Genomic DNA, 19,652 nt, shown 5'->3' with positions numbered 1-19,652 from the left:
TGCAACTCTCTCATTCACTCTATCATGAATCGCAGCATGGCGCAAAACAGATACAAGATCAAACCAATAGCGCCGCCTGCCAACTAAAGATCTTAATGAGGTCTGATGTCAGCGGAATGGGGCCATAAAATTATCACAATTTAGAGGGGTGCCCCCCTCTCGCATTCTACTTATTCAAGACACAAGATCGGATCTATTTGACACCCATGACAGCATCCTTGGCAGCCTTGGCCACACGGAACTTAAGTACCCGCTTTGCAGGGATCTTGATCGCCTCACCGGTCTGTGGATTCCGTCCCATCCTGGCCTTGCGGTTTACCACCACGAGCTTTCCCAATCCGGGCAGGGTAAATCCGTTCTTCGCTTCCTTGTAGGCCAGGGACATCAGTTCATCCAGAAACTCGGTTACGCTCTTCTTGGGAAGGCTGGTCTTTTGGGAAAGGTGTTCCACAATCTGCGACTTCGTCTTTGCTTTGGCCATCGGGACTCCTCCTTGTTTTGGTTGGTTTAAAAAACCGTTTTGAAGTTTACAGGAAAAGGGAGCGCGAATCAAGTGGCGCTTAAGAGAAATGGGGGGCAGGTCTTGCAAACGAGCTTATGACTCCAGGAAGGAATACCTCATTACATAAATCCGTGGCAATATACACAGGCCTTAAGAATGAACAACATCTTAATTCATGCTTGATTGCAAGACCTGACCCCTATTGCCGTACATCATTGAGTCATGCAACCTTATAGTGAACGACTGACATTTCAGAGTCGAGATCCTCAAGCCTGTCCAGCAGGTTTTCAATCCTATCAACCACGCTACTTTTCATATACGATTCTCCGCAATCTGAACAGATTTCAGCAGGAACATCTTTAATAACAATAATTTTATTCTCTATAATAAATGGTGCTGCAGTGATACCGTCATGCATCTTTCCTCCACATAGAGGGCACTGTTTAATCTTTTGCTTTTCTTCTTTTCCAATCATCTTCCCACCTCTCCGCAGAAGGTTTATAAACAGTTATAACAAATATCCTATCAAAATCCTTGTCAATCGCTATTACTGAGTGAATAGGGGTAGTGCCTGTAAATCCCAAAACCATACAACCAGGCAGCGGTCTCCCTTCCATAGTATAGTCCTCAATTATTATACACTCTTTTAAGGAATCTTCTACCTCTGCTTTCCTTAAATCTTCTACTCTAAGCTTTTTAACAGCATGTAATGACCATAAAATCTTCTCATTAGTTTCAGGGATATGTCCATTAGCCTTCTGGCGTATGAAGATTTCTTTTTCTTCTATAAGCATGAATGAACTCTTGATTTATTGACTGCAAATCCCATTGTCATTTGTCTCATATAATTACTGTCTGTAATCTACAAATTCCAGGGTAATCTGTCAACCATTGTTTGGCGCGTGTCCCCTGAGGCATGGCGTCAACATCCTGGATCGGGCCGGTGACATTTTGGTTACAGTGAAGGGAAAAGATGTTTTCGCAAGCGCCGCAACCTCTTGAAAACATTGGTGGAGGGTACCGGGATCGAACCGGCGACCTTGGCGTTGCTAACACTAAAAGAGCAAAAATCATAACCCCTTGATTTCTGGTCTGGTCTCCCATTTTGACATAGAAATCAAGGGGTTCTCCACCCTCTATTGATTCTATCTATTTTTATATTTTATGCCCTTTTTGAAGGATTTTATCACATTTTTATCACAGTGTTTTGGGGTGAATCCCTCAATGCCACCTTAAGTTTGATGTTAGAGCAAATTATGGACTCCATCGGTTGACTTGCAGTCTGTCCAGCAGGTAGAATCGCTATTGACAATTGCATATTACATATGCATACTTATGCATATTATAGCGCATATCATGAAAGGAGGTTCTGTGAGAACAACGGTAAACATAGAAGATGAATTGCTCAACAGGGCATCAAAGTTGACAGGAATTAAGGAAAAAACTTCCCTTATAAAACTTGGTCTGGAGGCGCTTATTGCAAGGGAGAGCGGAAAAAGACTTGCCATTTTGGGGGGGACCGAGAAGGGGCTAAAGATGATACCCCGCAGGAGAACCGTAAGGTGACCGATGGTTCTTGTTGACACCTCAGTATGGGTATCACACCTGCGGGATGAAAACCCTGAACTTGAAAGACTATTGAATTATGGGGACGTCGTTTGTCATTCTTTTATTATTGGAGAGTTGGCTTGTGGAAATCTGAAAAATAGGACAGAAATCCTCTCGCTACTCAACGCACTTCCCATTGCCCCGCCGGCAGAGCATGAAGAAGTGATGCATTTCATAGAGAATTATAGACTTATGGGGAAGGGGCTTGGTTACATTGATATGCATCTGCTCACCGCTGGTTTATTGAATCAAGTTAGAATTTGGACACTCGACAAAAAATTGAATGAGGTTTCTTTAAAACTGGGACTACAGTTTCCATAAGAAACAACGATCTTGGCTGTAAACTAAGGATTCCCTCGTTTGAATTTAAGACTATCCCCTGAGCAACATCCTCTTAATCCTCCCTCCAAGGATTATATCCTCAGACTCCCCTACCGGATCATCAGGAATGGCGCCAGCAGAGCAGTTATCGTTTTTCCAAATAATGTACAGGCACATACCACTTGACATAACGATTGCCGCTGGAATCCATAATAGGCCCACCTGAGTTATTGACCATGACGGTTGCACGCTTGGTTATCCGTGCCAGCACTCCGTTATAGGTCTCGCCGTTCAATCTAAATGCAACCCTGTCTCCCAGCTGCAAATTATATTTCTATGGATATTTTTTATTGTTCTTTTTTAGGATCAGCCATCATCTCAGATTTTACGATACGGGATATCCCTCCTTTTTGATTGATGGGGCCTGACACCCCGCTTCCCAGTTTGAGCCATGTATTCCCGGCATTGACAATAGCGTCCACAACCGAATCCGTGATATCTCCTGTTTTCAAAACGATATTATTTGTCACCATATACTTGTATTATACGCAACCAACTCTATTGAAGTAAGTTATTTCTGCCCCTGCGAACATGCATCAGAAGAAACTCCGTTAGATACTCCACTTCAAAATCATGGACCTCAGGGCTATTTGCCGCTTCCTTAAAGGTCTTACGGCCCTCTGGGGAATCATTCTGAAGCGCGTCGACAAAGGAGCAGAACTCTTCCCTCAAGGGAGCGGCCTTCTTCTCCTCCCGGACATGGAAACTCACCGTGAGCTTTTTCCGGGCAGATCCAGCGCGATTGCCGCCTTTTTCATCCTTCATGTAGCATGCGACAAAACCCGGCTCCGGCATCTGAGGGTCTTTACTGAGTGAAAACCTTTTTGCCTTGCCCCACCCGCGAAGGCATTTTATAAAATCATCAACTGCCTTAGCCGGCTCATCGTCATTTTCGATGTCCAGACACTTATAGACCAACTCCGTGCTGCCGGCATATTCATAAAATATCATGAGTTTCATGCGTTCTCCCTGCCTTGCACTACACTACATTATCCTCAGGACAAAATCAGAATACCATACCTTTTTCATTAAGAACATTACAAAACATGCATTTAATAACCGTTTCCTCCTTACCTTAAAACCCTCTTCCCATTTATCCAGAGAAGGAACATAGGCTGTTACAATATTATTGAGCATGATAATTCTATCATAGAACCATTGGAGGGATAAAGAGAAAACATCGTATAAACCGCTTAAAAAGGGGAGATGACCTATCCCCTCCCCGATTATTGGGTTCAACGGATTCTATATCTATAGATATAGCAACTATTTTGGTGTAGAATACGGCGAAATGGGAAAGATAGGCCGTAATGATCCCTGCCCCTGTGGCAGCGGGAAGAAGTATAAGAAGTGCTGCCTGGAAAGGGATGTCACCCCCCTTTTTACCGGAACAAACAACCAGCCGGAACCATCTGCAGGGTCTGAATCGGTTTCGGTGATCCGGAAACTCCTGCAATTTGCGTCTACTGAGGAATTCGCCATGGACAAGGATATCGGCATGACCTTGTTCTGGGGAGGAAGGTTGGCGAACCGGTCTGATGATGAGATTCGCAGGGTGGAAGAAGTGGGAGAACAGTGTGAGATCAACTTTAACACCTGGTTCTTATTTGATATGGACGTTGAAGATGGAAAGACAGTCGCTGATATCTTCCTTGAGAGGGAGAGATCCCGCCTGCCCCCTTATGAGCTGTCTCATTTAAAGAAGGTGATGAAAACCCATCTCAGGTTATATGAAGTGCTGCAGGTCGACATGGACCGGGGTTTCCTGTTGAAAGACCTCTGGACCGGAGAGTCCTATCAGGTACAGGAGAAATCAGCAACTCACTGCTTCGCTCAGTGGGATCTGATGGCCACCCGTCTCATGAACGAAAAGGATGATATCTGGGTGCTCGAGGGGGCCGCCTTTAACTTCCCGGCCAGGGCAAAGACCTTTCTCTTAAAGGAACTAAAATCAGAATATAAGCTATTTCAACGGCAATTCCCGGGAAAGGACGATACGGCGTTCTTCAAACGGACCGGCATGATGTTCAATCACTGGTGGATCGACTGGGTGGTCTTTCCGCCGCTGCCAACGATGGTGACCCATGATGGAGACCCCGTTCTCTTCACAAAAGCGGTCTTTACTGTGAGGGATCCGGCCCAACTGAGATCCGCCATCGAACAACATCCCGATATGGAACGGATCGAGGCAGACCACTACACCTGGCGGGAAAAGACCTCCGAAGGCTATCGATCTCTTGCCGCACTGACCTTCCGGAAGGACCGGGTGGTCATAGAAACCCTCTCCAATGAACGGAGTGAGCGATGCAGAAAGATATTGGAAGAGATCGCCGGGGATAGCATCGCCTACCGGTTATCGGAACACCAGGAACCGTCCCAGGCGATAAAATATCCTCCCCGTAAGGAGTCAAAGAAAAAGGAGGAGATCCCGGAGGAGGTTCAGGCATCAATCATGAAGACCTTTCTTGATAAGCGCTACAGGGACTGGCTGGAAGAGGAGATTCCCGCGTTATCGAATCGGACACCCCGTCACGCTGTAAAGCTCAAGACATTCCGGCCCAAAGTCATCAATCTGCTCAAGGAGATGGAGAATATGGAGGCCCATGCAGCCCGCCGAGGAAAGATCCCGTATGATTTCGGATGGCTGTGGAAGGAATTGGGGCTAGAAAGAGAACGCAACAACCCTTTTTGATATTCAGTCAAATAACAGTAATGACCCCTCCCTTATGACAGAACTATTTTCAGGAGAAAGGGACCCGTCTTCTGCCATCCTGCCCTTTGGTACAGCGCCGGCGTAGTCCATGTCCACCTCTATTGCCACATCCAGGGCCGCCCTGTCAGCCCCTGTCTGTCCACCCGAGATTGTTTTCATATGGACCATTGCAACTTCTTGACCCAGGATGCAGAACCAGCTCTATTTGCCAGCCAGAACCTCATGCAACATTCTGCAGCCTTCTTACCACTTCCTGATGAAGGTGCAAATAGTGACGGTAGTCATTGGCCCACTCAATAAACTCCGCATCATCCGACAACATTCCCCGGGTGTATTTGTTAAAAAACTCTTCTGAACCCATCTGATGCCGGGCTTCGTAAGAACTAAGACGCTTTGTTAAAAGTCTAAAAGAGAATCCTCAATTTTCTGAGTATGATGAGGCAAAGACTAAGCAGGCTATTATACTTCCTATTTTGCATTACCTTGGAGCCGTACTGGGACATTTTCAATGTTTCGGAAGTAACGCCAGAATATTCTGTTGAAAATGGACGCGTCGATTACCCTCTCCAAATAGGTAACACATAGGTTAATATCATAGGTTGGTGGTGATATCTTTCTTACAGTGAAGGGAAAAGATGTTTTCGCAAGCGCCGCAACCCCTTGAAAACTTTGGTGGAGGGTACCGGGATCGAACCGGCGACCTTGGCGTTGCGAACGCCACGCTCTCCCAACTGAGCTAACCCCCCATGGTAAAGAAATGGCAGGGAAGTCTGATTACGGCTCTAAGTGGTTGACATGCTGGGACAGGACTGGGTAGTCCTTCAGGTCGGCAGTGATGAACTGGGCGCCTGCCTCGTATATGCGGCTTATCTGCTTTACCCATTGTATCCTGCAGGGGATGGTCTCCATAGTCTTTTGCTTCGATGGGTTTTCGAAATACATCTTTATTTCCACTTCCTGATTCGCCATTATTTCTTTTCCGGTGCAGAAACCGACTCCGTTGCGGCTGAGGTTTGTCGAGAAGGCGTTGATGTGGGTGCCGTTGCCCTTTACCATTACTTCGAGATGCGAGACCATTCTGATCCTTCTGTTTCTTCTCCTGTCTTCCATATAGCACCTCCGGTCATGTGACGAATTCGTAAAAAATCCATCTGCGGCGTTGCGCTGCATCCTTCGTCACTGCGGCGTACCAAAAAGTACGCCTCATTCCTCAGGATTTGCGCGCCTTGCATATGGACTTTTTACGAATTCGTACGTTGCAAAGACTTCTTGCTGGGTTGTCAAATAATGAACACCTTGTTCCCGTCTCTCTTCAACCTTCCTTCTGCAAAAAGCTGGACCGCCTCCGGATAGATTATGTGTTCTTTCTCAAGTATCCGGGCCGATAATGTCTCCTCAGTATCATTGGCAAGGACAGGCACTACTGCCTGGAGGATGACTGGTCCGCCATCAACGTCAATCGTTACGAAATGGACTGTACAGCCTGAGTACCTCACCCCGTATTCTAACGCTTGTTGCTGTGCATGTAAACCCTTAAATGATGGAAGTAGCGCGGGGTGGATGTTCATTACATTCCCGTCAAATGCGTCAATAAGTACGTCTGTTACGAGTCTCATGTATCCGGCCAATGCTACAAGCCTTATATCATGTTCTCTCAATCTGTTTACTATCGCCTGTTCGTATTCTTTTTTTGTCTTGAAGGCCTTCGGATTGACATGGACGCCGGGGATGTTGTGCTTCTTTGCCCGCTCAAGGGCATAGGCACCGGCCACATCACTGATTACGACAACGACCTGGACATTGATCTTGCCTTGTTCTGATGCATCTATGATAGCCTGGAGGTTTGAGCCCCTGCCAGAGGCGAGGACGCCGATCCTGAGTTTATGCTGGTTCACCTGAAAATGCTCCTTAGTACCTGTCATTCCCACGGAACCTGTCCCCGCAGGATTTAAGCGGGGAGTGGGAATCCAGAACCAGGCCTCGGTCTGGATTCCCGCTTCCGCGGGAATGACGTTTTCACGATCCATTGTGAGCCCTGAGCTTGTCGAAGGGCTCATGACGGTTCATCCGAAAAACCCGTTATTTACCACAAAGACACAGAGGACACATCTACCCGTCATTCCCGCGGAGGTGGAAATCCAGAATCAGGCTTCGGTCTGGATTCCCGCTTCCGCGGGAATGACGTTTTTACGATACCTTGTGAGCGCAGTCTCATGACGGCTCATCCGAAAATGCGCCTATTTAGCTGCCTTATCCCTTTTCGTAAACTACTGTCCTGCTGCCTTCGGCTATCTCACCTATTATGTATGGCTGCTCTCCGCATTTTTCGAGCTCTTTGAAGGCTTCTTCTGCCTGTTCCTCAGGCAGTATCAGCACCATTCCGATACCCATGTTAAAATCCCTGTACATCTCATCCCTTTCGATATTGCCCCATTTCTCGATAAGATAGAATATGGCGTGGGCATTCCATCTCCCTGGATAGAGGACTGCATCTGTCCCTTCAGGCAGAACCCTTGGTATATTCTCTGTAAGGCCGCCGCCTGTGATGTGTGCCACTCCCTTTACATCAAAATGCTTCATCAAATGGAGTACTGTCTTAACGTATATCTTCGTAGGCGTCAGTAGTTCTTCACCAATTGGCCTGCTCAGTATATCCACACTGTCTGACGGCTTGAAGCCCATCTTGTCGAACACGACCTTTCTTGCAAGGGAATAGCCGTTGCTGTGGAGTCCGGAAGATGCGAGGCCGATGATCTTATCTCCAGGCTTTATCTTACTGCCATCAATGATACCTTCCCGCTCCACTACACCAACTGCAAACCCTGCGAGGTCGTACTCTGAATCATGGTACATGGCAGGCATCTCAGCGGTCTCTCCGCCGATCAGGGCGCATCCTGCACTTCTGCATCCCTCGCTGATGCCTTTCATTACGTCCACCATCATGGAAGGCACGAGTTTCCCAGTGGCGAGATAATCGAGGAAGAACAGCGGTTCAGCGCCGCAGACTATTATGTCGTTGACGCACATGGCCACGAGGTCTATCCCGATGGTGTCGTGCTTATTCATCATGAAGGCCAGCTTCAGTTTGGTGCCAACTCCATCTGTGCCTGAGACAAGCACGGGGTCTTTATATTTTTTCGTGTCTAATTGGAACAGACCGCCAAATCCGCCGATGCCGCCGAGGACGCCTGGTCTCTTCGTGGCCTCTGTGAGGGGTTTGATGAGGCGGACAAATTCGTTGCCTGCGTCTATGTCTACACCGGCCTGTTTGTAGGTAAGGTGGTCTGTCATGTTAAGTCAGCTCATCGCCGACCATGAAGGCCGGCGCTTTTAAAATAGCGGGACATGAATGTCCCGACTATCCTGCAACTTGTTAAGGTGGGCAATGCCCACCCTGATTCTGGATTCCCGCTTACGCGGGAATGACAATTACTCAGAATTACTAATCGAGTTTAATGTGCAACTCTTTCAATTGCTTCTGCTCTACCGGCGATGGGGCGTCTGTCATGGGGCAGATTCCTTTCTGTGTCTTTGGGAATGCTATCACATCGCGTATGGACTCTGCACCGGTCAACAGCATTATTATCCTGTCAACTCCAAAGGCAATCCCGCCATGAGGAGGTGCGCCATAATCAAGGGCCTCAAGGAGGAAGCCGAATTTTGCCTCTGCCTCTTCTTCTTTGATACCGAGCTTCTCAAACATCTTCTTCTGTAATTCCCTTGTGTGTATACGAATACTGCCGCCGCCGATCTCTGAACCGTTCATTACTATGTCATAGGCCCTTGCCCTCACAGACAAAGGGTCGGTGTCGAGGTTCGGGACATCTTCGGGCATCGGTGAGGTAAAGGGGTGGTGCATGGCAACATACCTCTTCTCTTCATCATCATATTCGAGGAGAGGAAAATCCATAACCCATAGGAAGCAGTACTCATCCTTATTTATCAGATTCAGGCGATCCCCCATTTGCAGTCTTATCTGGGCCAGTGTATCATTGACCACCTTTGGCTTATCAGCGACAAAGATCATCAAGTCGCCGCTTCCAGCGCCCAATCTCTCTGCAATGCCCTTTAACTGATCCTGTGAGAAGAACTTGGTTATTGGCGCCTCGAAGCCATTCTCTGTAACCTTCACCCATGCAAGCCCTTTGGCCCCATAACCTTTTGCAAACTCTGTCAGGTCGTCAAGCTCCTTTCGCGAGGAGGCGGCAAGACCCGGCAGTGAAATCCCCTTTACAATACCCTTCTGCTCGATCGTCTGTTTGAAGACCTTGAAATCAACCTGAGATGCAATGTCCGATATGTCCTTTAATTCAAGCCCGAACCTGAGGTCAGGCTTGTCAATCCCAAATCTGTCCATTACCTCTTTATAAGACATCCTCGGGAATGGGGTCGCTACATCAATCCCTTTGGTCTCTTTTATCACCCTGACGAGCATCTCCTCCATCAGTGAAATGACATCCTCGCGGTCAACAAAGGACATCTCAAGATCAATCTGGGTGAACTCCGGCTGCCTGTCTGCCCTCAAGTCTTCATCCCTGAAACACTTAACTACCTGGTAGTAGCGGTCAAAGCCTGCCACCATGAGTATCTGTTTGAAGAGCTGGGGAGACTGGGGCAGCGCATAGAAGGTCTGCGGATTGAGCCTGCTCGGTACTAAATAGTCCCTTGCACCCTCAGGCGTGCTCTTGGTGAGAAACGGGGTTTCTACGTCAATAAAGCCCTTCTCATGAAGGAATGCCCTTACTGAGTTTAAAAACCTGTAGCGGAATAGGAGATTATTCCTGAGCGTCTCCCTTCTTAAATCGAGATACCTGTATTTGAACCTCAGATTTTCTGCTACCTCTGTCTCTTCATCTATCGGGAAGGGGACAGTCTTCGATGTATTCAGTATGGTAAGGCTATTGGCTAATATCTCTACGTCGCCAGTTGGAAGTTTGCTGTTCTCCGTGCCCTGCGGTCTTGCTGCAACCTCGCCATCTATAGAGATGACATACTCGCTTCGCAGTTCATGGGCTGTCTTATGGACATTGCTGTCTCGTTCAGGATTAAACACGACCTGCACAAGCCCCTCTCGGTCGCGCAGATCAATGAAGATAAGGCCCCCATGGTCTCTCCGCCTGTTGACCCAGCCGTTTAGAGATATCTTCCTGCCAATATCGCTCTTTCTCAATTCACCACAGTAGTGTGTACGTTTCACGTGAAAATCCCCAACCAAATCCCCCCATCCCCCCTTTATTAAAGGGGGGAACTAATTTCCCCCTTTGAAAAGGGGGACTAAGGGGGATTTTTCTTTAATTCCGGGGACACCATACTTAATTCTGTAAAATTACAGAATTAAGTATGGTGTCCCCGGAATTGCCTACCTGCCTGTTGCTGTCCTTTTCCTGATAACTCCTGTTGACTCATCCTTCAGGAGTTTTACCTCATCCGGCGTCAGATGCCTGTATTTGCCCAGAGGAACATTCCCGAGGGCCAACGGGCCGTAAGTTACGCGGATGAGCTTTATGACCGGATACCCTACTTCCTCCAGCATCCTCCTGACCTGGCGGTATCTCCCTTCGTGAACAGTAATCTCAACCCAGCAGTTGGCATCAGTCTTTTTCAACTTGTTTACCGTCGCAGGAGCGGTCAGGCCTTCTCTCAGTTTTACACCTTTTCTCAATTTTTCAATAGCGCTATCCTCAATGACCCCCTTGACCTTGGCCAGATATGTCTTGGTTATCTCATGCGAGGGGTGCATAAGGGAGTGCGCAAGGTCTCCGTCATTTGTCAGGATAAGGAGGCCTTCAGTATCGTAATCAAGCCGTCCTACCGGGACCACCCTTGCCTTGACGCCTTTAAGAAGCTCCGTTACGACAGGCCTCCCCTCAGGGTCCTTCATAGAGGTAATGTATCCCCTTGGTTTGTTCAGGACGATGTAGGTCTTACTCTGGGGAAGATGGATAAGCTTGCCGCTGACCTTTATTGCATCCTTTTCCGGGTCAGCCTTGGCGCCAAGTTCGCTTACAATACGGCCATTGACAGTGACACACCCTTCCACTATAAGCTCTTCAGCCTTCCGCCTTGACGCTACACCTGCCGCTGATATGATCTTCTGCAACCTCTCCTGCAAATTTATCTCCAATCAAACTGGATTCCAGCTTACGCGGGAATGACGGTCGCATCATCACGACAACTATTACCTGTCACTGGATTCCCGCTTGCGCGGGAATGACGACTTCCAACAACTATTCCCACTCTATAGTGCTTGGCGGCTTCGAACTAATGTCGTAAACTACCCTGTTCACCCCTTTAACCTCATTAATAATCCTGTTGGATATCCTGCCAAGGAGTTCATACGGCAGTTTCACCCAGTCTGCTGTCATCCCGTCCATGCTTGTCACTGCCCTGAGAGCAACGACGTTCTCATAAGTCCTCTCATCACCCATCACACCTACTGTCTTGACAGGAAGGAGCACTGCAAACGACTGCCATATATCTTTGTAAAGCCCTTCTCTCTTTATCTCTTCAATCACTATCGCATCTGCCTCTCTTAGGATGCTCAACCGCTCTTCAGTTACGTCTCCAAGGACCCGTATCGCAAGACCTGGACCTGGGAATGGCTGCCTCCAGAGGATCTCGTCAGGTATGCCAAGCTCTTTACCAAGAACCCGCACCTCGTCCTTAAATAACTCCCTCAACGGCTCGATAAGGGCAAACTGCATCTTAGTCGGAAGCCCCCCAACATTGTGGTGGGTCTTGATAGTTGCAGACGGCCCCTTGAACGATACACTCTCTATCACATCCGGATAGAGGGTCCCCTGTGCAAGGAACTCTGCCTTTCCGGTCTTTTTGGCCTCTTTTTCAAATACCCTTATAAACTCTCTTCCAATAATCTTCCTCTTCTTCTCAGGGTCTGTAATACCTTCGAGTTTTTCGAGGAATGATTCAGATGCATCAACATATCTTAGGTTCAGGTGCAGTGTCTCGCTGAACATCTGCTGGACCTTCTCTGCCTCATCCTTTCGAAGCAGGCCATTATTGACAAAAATGCTGGTAAGCTGTCCGCCGACTGCACGGCTGACAAGGGTTGCAACTACTGTGGAATCAACCCCGCCGCTGAGTGCGCATATGACGTGTTTGCGGCCCACCTTCTTTTTTATATTTTCAATGGAATATTCAAGAAATGACTTCATCGTCCATGTGGCAGAACAGCCGCATATATTGTAAACAAAATTGTGGAGGATCCTCGTCCCAAACTGCGTGTGTACTACCTCAGGGTGAAATTGAAGTCCGTAAAACCTCCTCCTGTCATCACCCATCGCAGCGATAGGGGAATTTGCAGTATGTCCTATAGCTGAAAAACCTTCCGGCATTGCATCTATCTTGTCCCCATGGCTCATCCACACGACCGAACCATTGCCTATACCCTCAAGGATACTTGTATCATCATCAATATACAGCTCTGCCTTGCCGTATTCCCTCTTTTGGGCCTTTCCAACCTTACCTTCAAAGAGGTGCGTCATGAGCTGCATGCCGTAGCAAATGCCAAGCACAGGGACATTCAACCTGAACACCTCGCGCGAGCAAAGCGGCGCGCCCTTCTGATAGACGCTCGATGGGCCTCCGGAGAGTATGATCCCTTTGGGATTGAATTTCCTGATTTTGGAAAACGGGACATTATAGGGCATTATCTCGGAATAGACCCTGGCCTCTCTCACACGCCTCGCAATAAGCTGTGTGTACTGAGAGCCAAAGTCAAGTACGAGAATCTTGTCTGTATGTATATCTTTCACACTTCACCTTCCAAATGATAATTCGGGGCCTCTTTTGTTATTATCACGTCATGGACGTGCCCTTCCCTGAAACCTGCTGAAGTAACACGCACAAACCTTGCCTTTGCCTTTAACTCTTCAATGGAACCGCAGCCGCAGTAACCCATGCCGGATCTCAATCCGCCAACGAGTTGATATATTACTGCTGAGAGCGTTCCCTTATATGGTACCCTGCCCTCTATGCCCTCAGGTACGAGCTTTTTCTCACTCGTCTCACCTTCCTGGAAGTATCTGTCCCTGCCGCCCCTCTCCATTGCCCCAAGGGAACCCATGCCGCGATAGACCTTGTAGCTCCTGCCCTGCAGCAGCACGACCTCTCCCGGGCTCTCCTCTGTCCCTGCAAAAAGTCCGCCGATCATCACTGCATCTGCACCTGCTGCTATGGCCTTGACTATATCTCCCGAATATTTAATGCCGCCGTCAGCAATAACAGGGATGCCATGGGCCTTTGCAATATCAGAGCATTTTGATATGGCCGTCAGTTGGGGCATACCAGCCCCTGACACGACCCTCGTAGTGCAAATGGATCCCGGGCCTACGCCAACCTTGACCGAATCCACGCCTGCATTTATAAGGTCCTTTGCACCCTCTGCAGTGGCTATATTCCCTGCCATGATGCCCAGGTCAGGGAACCTCTTCCTTATATACCCGACCATCTCGATCACCCTTATGGAATGACCATGCGCAGTGTCAACCACGACAACATCCACACCAGCGCCAATAAGGAGTTCCACCCTCTTCTTCTCGTCTTCACCGACACCAACTGCAGCGCCTACCCTTAGCCTCCCCATCTGGTCTTTGCACGCATTAGGGTGTTGTATCCTCTTCTCAATGTCCTTGATTGTAATAAGACCCTTGAGGTTGAATGCCTCATCTACAACTGGCAGTTTCTCAATCCTGTTGGTTTGCAGAATCTCCTTCGCATCTTCGAGTGTAGTGCCAACGGGTGCGGTAATAAGGTTGTCCTTTGTCATGATATCGGCGACAGCAAGGTCAAGCCTCTTCTCAAACCTCAGGTCCCTGTTCGTAAGTATGCCTACCAGCTTTTCGTTCTCAGTCACAGGAATGCCTGATATCCTGTACCTCTTCATAATCTCAAGTGCATCAAATATCTTCTGATGGGGAGAGATTGTTACAGGCCGCATAATCATCCCGCTCTCGGACTTCTTGACCATCTCCACCTCAGCGGCCTGTTTCTCCGGGGCCATTGCCCTGTGCATAATCCCTATGCCACCGGCCCTTGCAATAGCTATAGCCAACCGGGCCTCGGTTACAGTATCCATTGCAGCGCTCACAATAGGTATATTAAGCCTGATATTTTTTGTCAGCCGTGAGCTGGTATCAACATCCTTTGGATGAATATCTGCCCTTGACGGCACTAATACGACATCATCGAAAGTAACCGCCTCTTCCATGTCATGATTTAGCATAAACTACCTCCGCTACCTTAATTTACAAAGGATTCCCTTAAAAAATGTTATGTGATGTTATCAAAATAGGGAGAAGGACGTCAAGTTACTTTATTAGGGTGTATATCCATTGAGTGTGACGGCTCACCAGCGATGCCGCCGGGGCAAGGGGGGATGCTCCGCTACAGAGCCTGGCGACAACTCCAGCCAACTCTTTAACTGGCATTATAGCCGCATCAGGTGCAGCCGCACGCTTACATTATAGATGATAATCTCCGGCCGCTTCGGGCTGGTAAAGAATTTTCTCGATGCGGATTCGGCGCACTCCAGACGGAACAGACCATTTCACAACATCACCTTTAGCGTATCCAAGGATCGCCGTGCCCACAGGGGCGAGAACCGAGATAGCCCCCAAACTGATGTTTGCATCTCTTGGAAAAACAAGGACATAGGTCATTTCATCAGAAGTATCCAGATCACGCAGGACGACCTTTGAGTTCATTGTTACCACATCTGGAGGCACATCTTTGGGAGACACTACTACTGCCTTATCCAATTCTTCTGACAGAGACTCCAGATCCTTCCTGTCATGGCGGCCAAACTCCTCGGCCACCGCAATGAGTTCCTCGAGTCTCGATTTGTCATACTCAGTAATAAACAACTTTCTTTTTGCCATGAATGCCTCCCATCATGAGTGCCAGCGTCAGAACTTAACAAGTGCCGGGATCTTTTCAATCCTGACAATGATTACACGTTTGCATGATCCAGTCAACACCAGCGGTTAGATTGCCTCTCCGAGCCGCCGGATCCATAATTTTTGAAGCGGAGCGAGATTGCCTGCATCACCGGCTCGCAGGGCTTCGAGATATTCACGACGCCCCTCCGGGCTCGTGGGTGCAGTTTCGACAGGGGGCAGGGCAAGCTTGTAAAGAAGCGCTGCCAGCGTCAGGCGGCCAATGCGGCCGTTAAAATCTTTGAAGGGATGTATCCACTGAAACCGCCAGTCCACCCAGGCGAGGAAAGCAGCGATATCGTGCAGATTATCATCGTCCACATGCCACAGCCTCTCGGCCAAATCGTCACAGAAAGACCGCACGAGAACCGGTACTTTGTAATAAGCCGGCGGCTCCAGTGTACCCACTTTCACATCAGTTGTACGAAACCGTCCAGCCCATTCAGGAAACAGGTGCCCGGCGAGTTCCTGGTGTCTCTGACAGAGCCAATCGGGCGTGACAACGATCTCGTGGGGTGGATTCTGTAAAAGCTGAGAGAGCATCCTGGCAAGCGAGACGGCAAGCCTTTCTGAGACTTCCGTATAGGTAAGCTCGCCTTCATTTGTCTCAAACGACCGGGTTGATCCTAACTTTTCTTCTTCTTCGTCCATTGGTCTAGTTGATCTAACAGGATTTTAAGACGATCCACCGTAATAGGTTCGCCTTCGAATGTCATTGATTGGGCCACCCGTTCCAGCAGGACTTCCCTATGGGCAGCGACTACCGTGCCCGGTGTTTTGTGCTGAGCCCGCCATTTACGAAACTTTGTTTCTAACGCATCAGGTTCATTGGACTCGCTGCTATCCGCTGTCATGACATCTATTCCTGCATGGATTCGGGTTTCGGACAATCACTTTTCTCTCAGGAGAAACCGGCTAAATAATAGGTATAATATGAAATTACCTTTTTCATCCTGAAGCCATGTTAAATAAAAACAGGGAAGATTGCAAGATTTACTGTATAGCGTCAGACTGAATATCAGCAGGTTGGCCTTCATCAATAGCCTTCTCCTCCTGAATCTCGTCATATACAGGTATAACAATACCCCGCCGTACCATTATATTGTAGATTATATTTGAACGGTTTATTACATACTTCTGTTCACCCGCAGGGTTATATCTGACAGGATTTGGCAGCACTACGGCAAGCCTCGCTGCCTCAAACGGGTCAAGTTCCAGCGCACTCTTTCCAAAATAATGCCTTGCTGCAGCCTCTGCGCCATATACGCCATCGCCCCACTCTACAACATTGAGATAAAGCTCAAGTATCCTCCTTTTTGACAATGCCCGCTCGATCCGCCACGTTATTATGGCCTCTCGTACCTTTCTTATGATAGACTTTTCAGGCGTAAGAAACAGGTTCTTGGCAAGCTGCTGGCTTATTGTAGAGCCCCCTGCCCTGAACTTCCCTGCCTTTATATTTTTTTCAGCCGCCTTTTGTATGGCCTCGTAGTCGAATCCCTCATGGGTCCAGAACTTGTCATCTTCAGCAATCAACACAGCCTTCAGGAGGTACGGTGATATCTTTGATAGAGGCACCCAGACCTGAAAAATGTTCCTATTTTCCCCGCTCTTCTTCCACTGAGCCATCTTGAACTCCATCATGGATGTCCGTTTCGGGTTTTTCATTTTATAGCCGGAGACATTTGGAAAGAAGAAAAGACAGACCAGGGACACGGCGGCAAGTGATAATAGAATTATGTATATAACCCTTTTCATTATAACGCCCATATTCTGTCATGTTTTTTGTTGATTGACAAATACCCCTGGATTGTTTAAAACTTAAGTAAATTAACAGCAGGGAGAACTCATGGTACCAACAATTGAATGGAAGAATGGCATTGTAAGCATGCTGAACCAGACGAAACTGCCTGTCGAGGTTATATACTTTGACTGCAAGACTTACCAGGACGTTGCCAAAGGGATAAAAGAGCTTATCATCCGCGGGGCTCCGGCCATAGGTGTTGCTGCTGCAATGGGGATTGCACTGGGAGTCAGGGAAGTAAGGGCAATTGACTTTGCAGGATTTTACAGTGAAATGGAGAAGATCTGCAGTCACATTGGATCAACAAGGCCTACTGCCGTCAACCTCTTCTGGGCAATCGAGCGCATGAAGAAGGTTGCCATCACAAACAAGGAAAAACCAGTAAATATCATTAAAGACATATTGTTCGAAGAATCAAACCTGATACTGACAGAGGACATAGCTGCAAACAAGGCAATGGGGAGGCATGGCTCTCAATTTATCAGGAGCGGGGATACTATACTGACCCATTGTAATGCAGGCGCACTTGCTACTGCAGGATACGGGACAGCGCTTGGAGTAATCCGGGCAGCCAAAGAGGAAGGCAAGGAGATAAAAGTCTTTGCAGATGAAACGCGGCCGGTGCTTCAGGGTGCCAGGCTTACCGCATGGGAACTAATGGAAGACGGGATTCATGTCACACTTATTACTGATAACATGGCAGGATATTTCATGAAAAAGGGAATGATTAACCTGTGCGTAGTCGGCGCTGACCGCATTGCACGAAACGGAGATGCTGCGAACAAGATCGGGACTTACAGCGTGGCAGTCCTGGCCAAAGAGCATGGCATACCATTTTATGTAGCGGCCCCTGTGTCAACCATAGACTTCAGCATACCATCCGGTGATCATATCCCGATCGAAGAGAGGGATGCCTCAGAGGTCTCAAACGTATTTGGCAAAGTCCGGATAGCGCCTGCAAAGGTCAATATCGCAAACCCGGCATTTGATGTCACGCCTGCAAAATATATAGCTGCAATTATCACTGAAAAGGGCGCATTCAAACCTCAGGACATCCATAACCTGGCGCCGTAGGCATTTGCAACCTTGACGATGCCGCACTCAAGTCTTATTATATAATTGTTGTTATATTTTCATCCAGAGGACTTGATACATGGCCAAAAAGGATTACTACGAAATACTTGGGGTCAGCAGGGATGCTGACGAGAAGCAGCTTAAGAAGGCATTCAGAAAACTTGCCCGCAAATACCATCCTGACCTCAATCCCAACAATAAAGCGGCTGAGCAGCATTTCAAGGAGTTGAATGAGGCTTATGAGGTGCTTGGCGACCCGGCAAAGCGAAAGCAGTATGACTCCTTTGGGCATGCAGCGTTTGAGACCGGCGCCCAGGCAAACGACGGGTTCAGGGCATGGTCCGGCGGGTTTGATCAGAGAACCGCTCAGGACAGGGGCTTTGGCTCCATCTTTGAAGATGTATTTGGAGATGTATTCGGAGGGCGCAGGGAGTCAAAGCCGGCCCCTGAACCAGGCAGGGATTTGCATTATAACCTTGAGATTGACCTCATAGATGCGTATCACGGCACATCTACCTATATAACAATCCAGAAAGAAACACCATGTGAACGATGTAACGGCAGCGGAGAAGACCCTGGGGCAAAAAAGACCACCTGCAAGACCTGCAATGGAAAAGGTAAAGTAGACAGCGGAACCGGGTTTATGCGCGTTTCTTCCACCTGTCCTCAATGCAACGGCCTGGGGCGCACTTCGCCTCCATGCCCGGTGTGCGGCGGCCGGGGTATAAAACCAAAATCAGAACAAATAATGGTTAAGATACCTCCGGGTGTTGATAACGGGACAAAGGTTCGGGTTGCAGGAAAGGGCGGGACAGGATTAAGGGGAGGCAGGAGCGGAGACCTCTTCATAATAACATCAATCCGCCCTGACAGATTCTATGAACGGAAGGAAAACGACCTCTATTGTGATGTTCCTGTCACAGTGAGCGAGGCAGCCCTCGGCGCCCGGATAGAGGTGCCCACTATGGATGGAACTGCCTCTATGACCATACCAGCCGGCACACAGGGCGGTCAGTTGTTCAGGCTTAAGGGAAAAGGGATGCCTCTTCTTAAAGGTGGAGGCAGCGGGGACCAGTATGTAAAGGTGATAATAACTATCCCCAGGAACATTGCGGATGCTGACAAGGAGCTGTTCAGGAAAATTTCTGAGCTATATGCAGAAAATCCACGGGAAAAGATACTGAGGAGGAAGTAAGGTGCTGAAGGATGATATGGACACCCCGCTTTATATGATAGGTATAGTTGCGCAGATGCTTGAAATCCATCCTCAAACCCTGCGTCTCTATGAAAGAGAGGGGCTTGTAGTACCCGGGAGGTCACACGGCAACACGAGACTGTACTCAGGGAGGGATGTTGAACGGTTAAAGTTCATTCTGCATCTTACCCGCGACATGGGTGTAAACCTGGCAGGAATTGAAATTATCCTCAGGATGAGGGATCAGGTGGACCAGATGCAGAGGGAGATGGGGGACCTGATGACCTATCTTAAGGAGGAGCTCAGGAAGGAGTTAACAAAGTTTAGTCACAAACAGGATATATCCGGAGAAAATTATCCCGGAAGAAAGACCCGTAAGGTAATAAGGGTCAAGGTGGGGAAAGGCAGGTAAAATATCA

At 48.3% G+C, this 19,652-nt stretch carries 23 protein-coding genes and 1 tRNA gene; 6 read left to right on the top strand and 18 right to left on the bottom strand.

All coding sequences use genetic code 11. From position 1 onward, the window contains the following. Positions 1 to 193: 193 nt before the first annotated feature. The 3 genes from IT393_04690 to IT393_04680 form a co-directional block, all read right to left on the bottom strand. The gene (locus IT393_04690; GenBank protein MCC7201947.1) at positions 194 to 481 is read right to left on the bottom strand and encodes an HU family DNA-binding protein; all 288 of its coding nucleotides are present in this window, start codon (positions 479 to 481) and stop codon (positions 194 to 196) included. Positions 482 to 722: 241 nt separating this feature from the next. Beyond that, positions 723 to 977: a type II toxin-antitoxin system MqsA family antitoxin gene (locus IT393_04685; GenBank protein ID MCC7201946.1), complete on the bottom strand. Its 255-nt coding sequence runs from the start codon at positions 975 to 977 to the stop codon at positions 723 to 725. After that, positions 946 to 1,296, bottom strand: a complete 351-nt coding sequence (locus IT393_04680) for a DUF4258 domain-containing protein (GenBank protein MCC7201945.1) — start codon at positions 1,294 to 1,296, stop codon at positions 946 to 948. The genes IT393_04685 and IT393_04680 overlap by 32 nt, the downstream gene beginning before the upstream one ends. A gap of 577 nt (positions 1,297 to 1,873) precedes the next feature. On the opposite strand from IT393_04680, the gene IT393_04675 reads away from it, so the two are divergent. Both IT393_04675 and IT393_04670 read left to right on the top strand, forming a co-directional pair. Further along, entirely contained in the window at positions 1,874 to 2,068 is a 195-nt protein-coding gene (locus tag IT393_04675; GenBank protein MCC7201944.1) for a type II toxin-antitoxin system VapB family antitoxin, read from the top strand. Positions 2,069 to 2,071: 3 nt separating this feature from the next. Further along, positions 2,072 to 2,431 carry a type II toxin-antitoxin system VapC family toxin gene (locus IT393_04670; protein MCC7201943.1) on the top strand — a complete coding sequence of 120 codons (360 nt, stop codon included), beginning with the start codon at positions 2,072 to 2,074 and terminating at the stop codon, positions 2,429 to 2,431. A 347-nt stretch (positions 2,432 to 2,778) separates the two neighbouring features. Here the strand turns inward: IT393_04670 and IT393_04665 are convergent, their stop codons facing one another. Genes IT393_04665 through IT393_04655 form a run of 3 tightly spaced genes read right to left on the bottom strand, consistent with a single transcriptional unit; the run spans position 2,779 to position 3,730 of the window. Beyond that, positions 2,779 to 2,943, bottom strand: coding sequence for a hypothetical protein (locus tag IT393_04665; protein ID MCC7201942.1), 165 nt, complete (start codon positions 2,941 to 2,943; stop codon positions 2,779 to 2,781). Between the two features lie 46 nt (positions 2,944 to 2,989). Further along, positions 2,990 to 3,451 carry a hypothetical protein gene (locus tag IT393_04660; protein ID MCC7201941.1) on the bottom strand — a complete coding sequence of 154 codons (462 nt, stop codon included), beginning with the start codon at positions 3,449 to 3,451 and terminating at the stop codon, positions 2,990 to 2,992. Between the two features lie 24 nt (positions 3,452 to 3,475). Continuing rightward, positions 3,476 to 3,730, bottom strand: a complete 255-nt coding sequence (locus tag IT393_04655; GenBank protein ID MCC7201940.1) for a hypothetical protein — start codon at positions 3,728 to 3,730, stop codon at positions 3,476 to 3,478. 52 nt (positions 3,731 to 3,782) lie between these two features. Between IT393_04655 and IT393_04650 the strand changes: the two genes are divergently transcribed. Next, positions 3,783 to 5,183, top strand: a complete 1,401-nt coding sequence (locus IT393_04650) for an SEC-C domain-containing protein (GenBank protein MCC7201939.1) — start codon at positions 3,783 to 3,785, stop codon at positions 5,181 to 5,183. 3 nt (positions 5,184 to 5,186) lie between these two features. On the opposite strand, the gene IT393_04645 is transcribed toward IT393_04650, so the two are convergent. The 12 genes from IT393_04645 to mtgA all read right to left on the bottom strand — a co-directional run bounded on the left by IT393_04645 (position 5,187) and on the right by mtgA (position 16,918). Then, on the bottom strand, positions 5,187 to 5,372 hold the full coding sequence (locus IT393_04645) for a hypothetical protein (protein MCC7201938.1): 186 nt from the start codon (positions 5,370 to 5,372) through the stop codon (positions 5,187 to 5,189). Positions 5,373 to 5,874: 502 nt separating this feature from the next. Further along, a tRNA-Ala gene (locus IT393_04640) sits at positions 5,875 to 5,950 on the bottom strand. 28 nt (positions 5,951 to 5,978) lie between these two features. Further along, positions 5,979 to 6,314 carry a PilZ domain-containing protein gene (locus IT393_04635; protein ID MCC7201937.1) on the bottom strand — a complete coding sequence of 112 codons (336 nt, stop codon included), beginning with the start codon at positions 6,312 to 6,314 and terminating at the stop codon, positions 5,979 to 5,981. A gap of 170 nt (positions 6,315 to 6,484) precedes the next feature. Then, positions 6,485 to 7,126, bottom strand: a complete 642-nt coding sequence (locus tag IT393_04630) for a phosphoribosylglycinamide formyltransferase (GenBank protein MCC7201936.1) — start codon at positions 7,124 to 7,126, stop codon at positions 6,485 to 6,487. Between the two features lie 328 nt (positions 7,127 to 7,454). Next, positions 7,455 to 8,495 (bottom strand): phosphoribosylformylglycinamidine cyclo-ligase, encoded by a 1,041-nt coding sequence (locus IT393_04625; GenBank protein MCC7201935.1) that lies wholly within the window; start codon positions 8,493 to 8,495, stop codon positions 7,455 to 7,457. Between the two features lie 151 nt (positions 8,496 to 8,646). Then, positions 8,647 to 10,440 carry an aspartate--tRNA ligase gene (gene aspS / locus IT393_04620; protein ID MCC7201934.1) on the bottom strand — a complete coding sequence of 598 codons (1,794 nt, stop codon included), beginning with the start codon at positions 10,438 to 10,440 and terminating at the stop codon, positions 8,647 to 8,649. 123 nt (positions 10,441 to 10,563) lie between these two features. Then, positions 10,564 to 11,316, bottom strand: a complete 753-nt coding sequence (locus IT393_04615) for an rRNA pseudouridine synthase (GenBank protein MCC7201933.1) — start codon at positions 11,314 to 11,316, stop codon at positions 10,564 to 10,566. A 115-nt stretch (positions 11,317 to 11,431) separates the two neighbouring features. Continuing rightward, positions 11,432 to 12,979: a glutamine-hydrolyzing GMP synthase gene (guaA, locus tag IT393_04610; protein ID MCC7201932.1), complete on the bottom strand. Its 1,548-nt coding sequence runs from the start codon at positions 12,977 to 12,979 to the stop codon at positions 11,432 to 11,434. Further along, entirely contained in the window at positions 12,976 to 14,448 is a 1,473-nt protein-coding gene (gene guaB / locus IT393_04605) for an IMP dehydrogenase (GenBank protein ID MCC7201931.1), read from the bottom strand. Before guaB ends, guaA begins: the two co-directional genes overlap by 4 nt. A 238-nt stretch (positions 14,449 to 14,686) precedes the next feature. Further along, positions 14,687 to 15,103 carry a nucleoside diphosphate kinase regulator gene (gene rnk / locus IT393_04600; protein ID MCC7201930.1) on the bottom strand — a complete coding sequence of 139 codons (417 nt, stop codon included), beginning with the start codon at positions 15,101 to 15,103 and terminating at the stop codon, positions 14,687 to 14,689. A 105-nt stretch (positions 15,104 to 15,208) separates the two neighbouring features. Next, a complete protein-coding gene (locus tag IT393_04595) occupies positions 15,209 to 15,811 on the bottom strand; it encodes a Fic family protein (protein MCC7201929.1) in 603 nt (200 codons plus the stop codon). Positions 15,812 to 16,153: 342 nt separating this feature from the next. Further along, positions 16,154 to 16,918 (bottom strand): monofunctional biosynthetic peptidoglycan transglycosylase, encoded by a 765-nt coding sequence (gene mtgA, locus IT393_04590; GenBank protein MCC7201928.1) that lies wholly within the window; start codon positions 16,916 to 16,918, stop codon positions 16,154 to 16,156. Positions 16,919 to 17,009: 91 nt separating this feature from the next. Here mtgA and mtnA point away from each other — a divergent pair, with 91 nt between their 5' ends. From mtnA to IT393_04575, 3 genes are all read left to right on the top strand, one after another. Further along, a complete protein-coding gene (gene mtnA, locus IT393_04585) occupies positions 17,010 to 18,038 on the top strand; it encodes an S-methyl-5-thioribose-1-phosphate isomerase (protein ID MCC7201927.1) in 1,029 nt (342 codons plus the stop codon). A 79-nt stretch (positions 18,039 to 18,117) separates the two neighbouring features. Next, entirely contained in the window at positions 18,118 to 19,233 is a 1,116-nt protein-coding gene (dnaJ, locus tag IT393_04580) for a molecular chaperone DnaJ (GenBank protein MCC7201926.1), read from the top strand. 16 nt (positions 19,234 to 19,249) lie between these two features. Further along, positions 19,250 to 19,645 carry a helix-turn-helix transcriptional regulator gene (locus IT393_04575; GenBank protein MCC7201925.1) on the top strand — a complete coding sequence of 132 codons (396 nt, stop codon included), beginning with the start codon at positions 19,250 to 19,252 and terminating at the stop codon, positions 19,643 to 19,645. Positions 19,646 to 19,652 lie beyond the last annotated feature (7 nt).

The organism is Nitrospirota bacterium (assembly GCA_020851375.1).
Lineage (GTDB): Bacteria > Nitrospirota > 9FT-COMBO-42-15 > HDB-SIOI813 > HDB-SIOI813 > RBG-16-43-11.
Note: the sequence above shows the minus strand (reverse complement) of the source record. Positions and strands in the feature narration are given on the sequence as shown.

What these genes read in the sequence shown, in the direction of transcription:
- IT393_04680 (MCC7201945.1), bottom strand. Translation starts at nt 1,296, where the DNA reads ATGCTTATAGAAGAAAAAGAAATCTTCATACGCCAGAAGGCTAATGGA.
- mtgA (MCC7201928.1), bottom strand. Translation starts at nt 16,918, where the DNA reads ATGAAAAGGGTTATATACATAATTCTATTATCACTTGCCGCCGTGTCC.
- IT393_04625 (MCC7201935.1), bottom strand. Translation starts at nt 8,495, where the DNA reads ATGACAGACCACCTTACCTACAAACAGGCCGGTGTAGACATAGACGCA.
- IT393_04635 (MCC7201937.1), bottom strand. Translation starts at nt 6,314, where the DNA reads ATGGAAGACAGGAGAAGAAACAGAAGGATCAGAATGGTCTCGCATCTC.
- mtnA (MCC7201927.1), top strand. Translation starts at nt 17,010, where the DNA reads ATGGTACCAACAATTGAATGGAAGAATGGCATTGTAAGCATGCTGAAC.
- IT393_04660 (MCC7201941.1), bottom strand. Translation starts at nt 3,451, where the DNA reads ATGAAACTCATGATATTTTATGAATATGCCGGCAGCACGGAGTTGGTC.
- IT393_04645 (MCC7201938.1), bottom strand. Translation starts at nt 5,372, where the DNA reads ATGGTCCATATGAAAACAATCTCGGGTGGACAGACAGGGGCTGACAGG.
- IT393_04670 (MCC7201943.1), top strand. Translation starts at nt 2,072, where the DNA reads ATGGTTCTTGTTGACACCTCAGTATGGGTATCACACCTGCGGGATGAA.
- IT393_04650 (MCC7201939.1), top strand. Translation starts at nt 3,783, where the DNA reads ATGGGAAAGATAGGCCGTAATGATCCCTGCCCCTGTGGCAGCGGGAAG.
- guaB (MCC7201931.1), bottom strand. Translation starts at nt 14,448, where the DNA reads ATGCTAAATCATGACATGGAAGAGGCGGTTACTTTCGATGATGTCGTA.
- IT393_04595 (MCC7201929.1), bottom strand. Translation starts at nt 15,811, where the DNA reads ATGGACGAAGAAGAAGAAAAGTTAGGATCAACCCGGTCGTTTGAGACA.
- rnk (MCC7201930.1), bottom strand. Translation starts at nt 15,103, where the DNA reads ATGGCAAAAAGAAAGTTGTTTATTACTGAGTATGACAAATCGAGACTC.
- IT393_04685 (MCC7201946.1), bottom strand. Translation starts at nt 977, where the DNA reads ATGATTGGAAAAGAAGAAAAGCAAAAGATTAAACAGTGCCCTCTATGT.
- dnaJ (MCC7201926.1), top strand. Translation starts at nt 18,118, where the DNA reads ATGGCCAAAAAGGATTACTACGAAATACTTGGGGTCAGCAGGGATGCT.
- IT393_04575 (MCC7201925.1), top strand. Translation starts at nt 19,250, where the DNA reads ATGGACACCCCGCTTTATATGATAGGTATAGTTGCGCAGATGCTTGAA.
- IT393_04690 (MCC7201947.1), bottom strand. Translation starts at nt 481, where the DNA reads ATGGCCAAAGCAAAGACGAAGTCGCAGATTGTGGAACACCTTTCCCAA.
- IT393_04630 (MCC7201936.1), bottom strand. Translation starts at nt 7,126, where the DNA reads ATGACAGGTACTAAGGAGCATTTTCAGGTGAACCAGCATAAACTCAGG.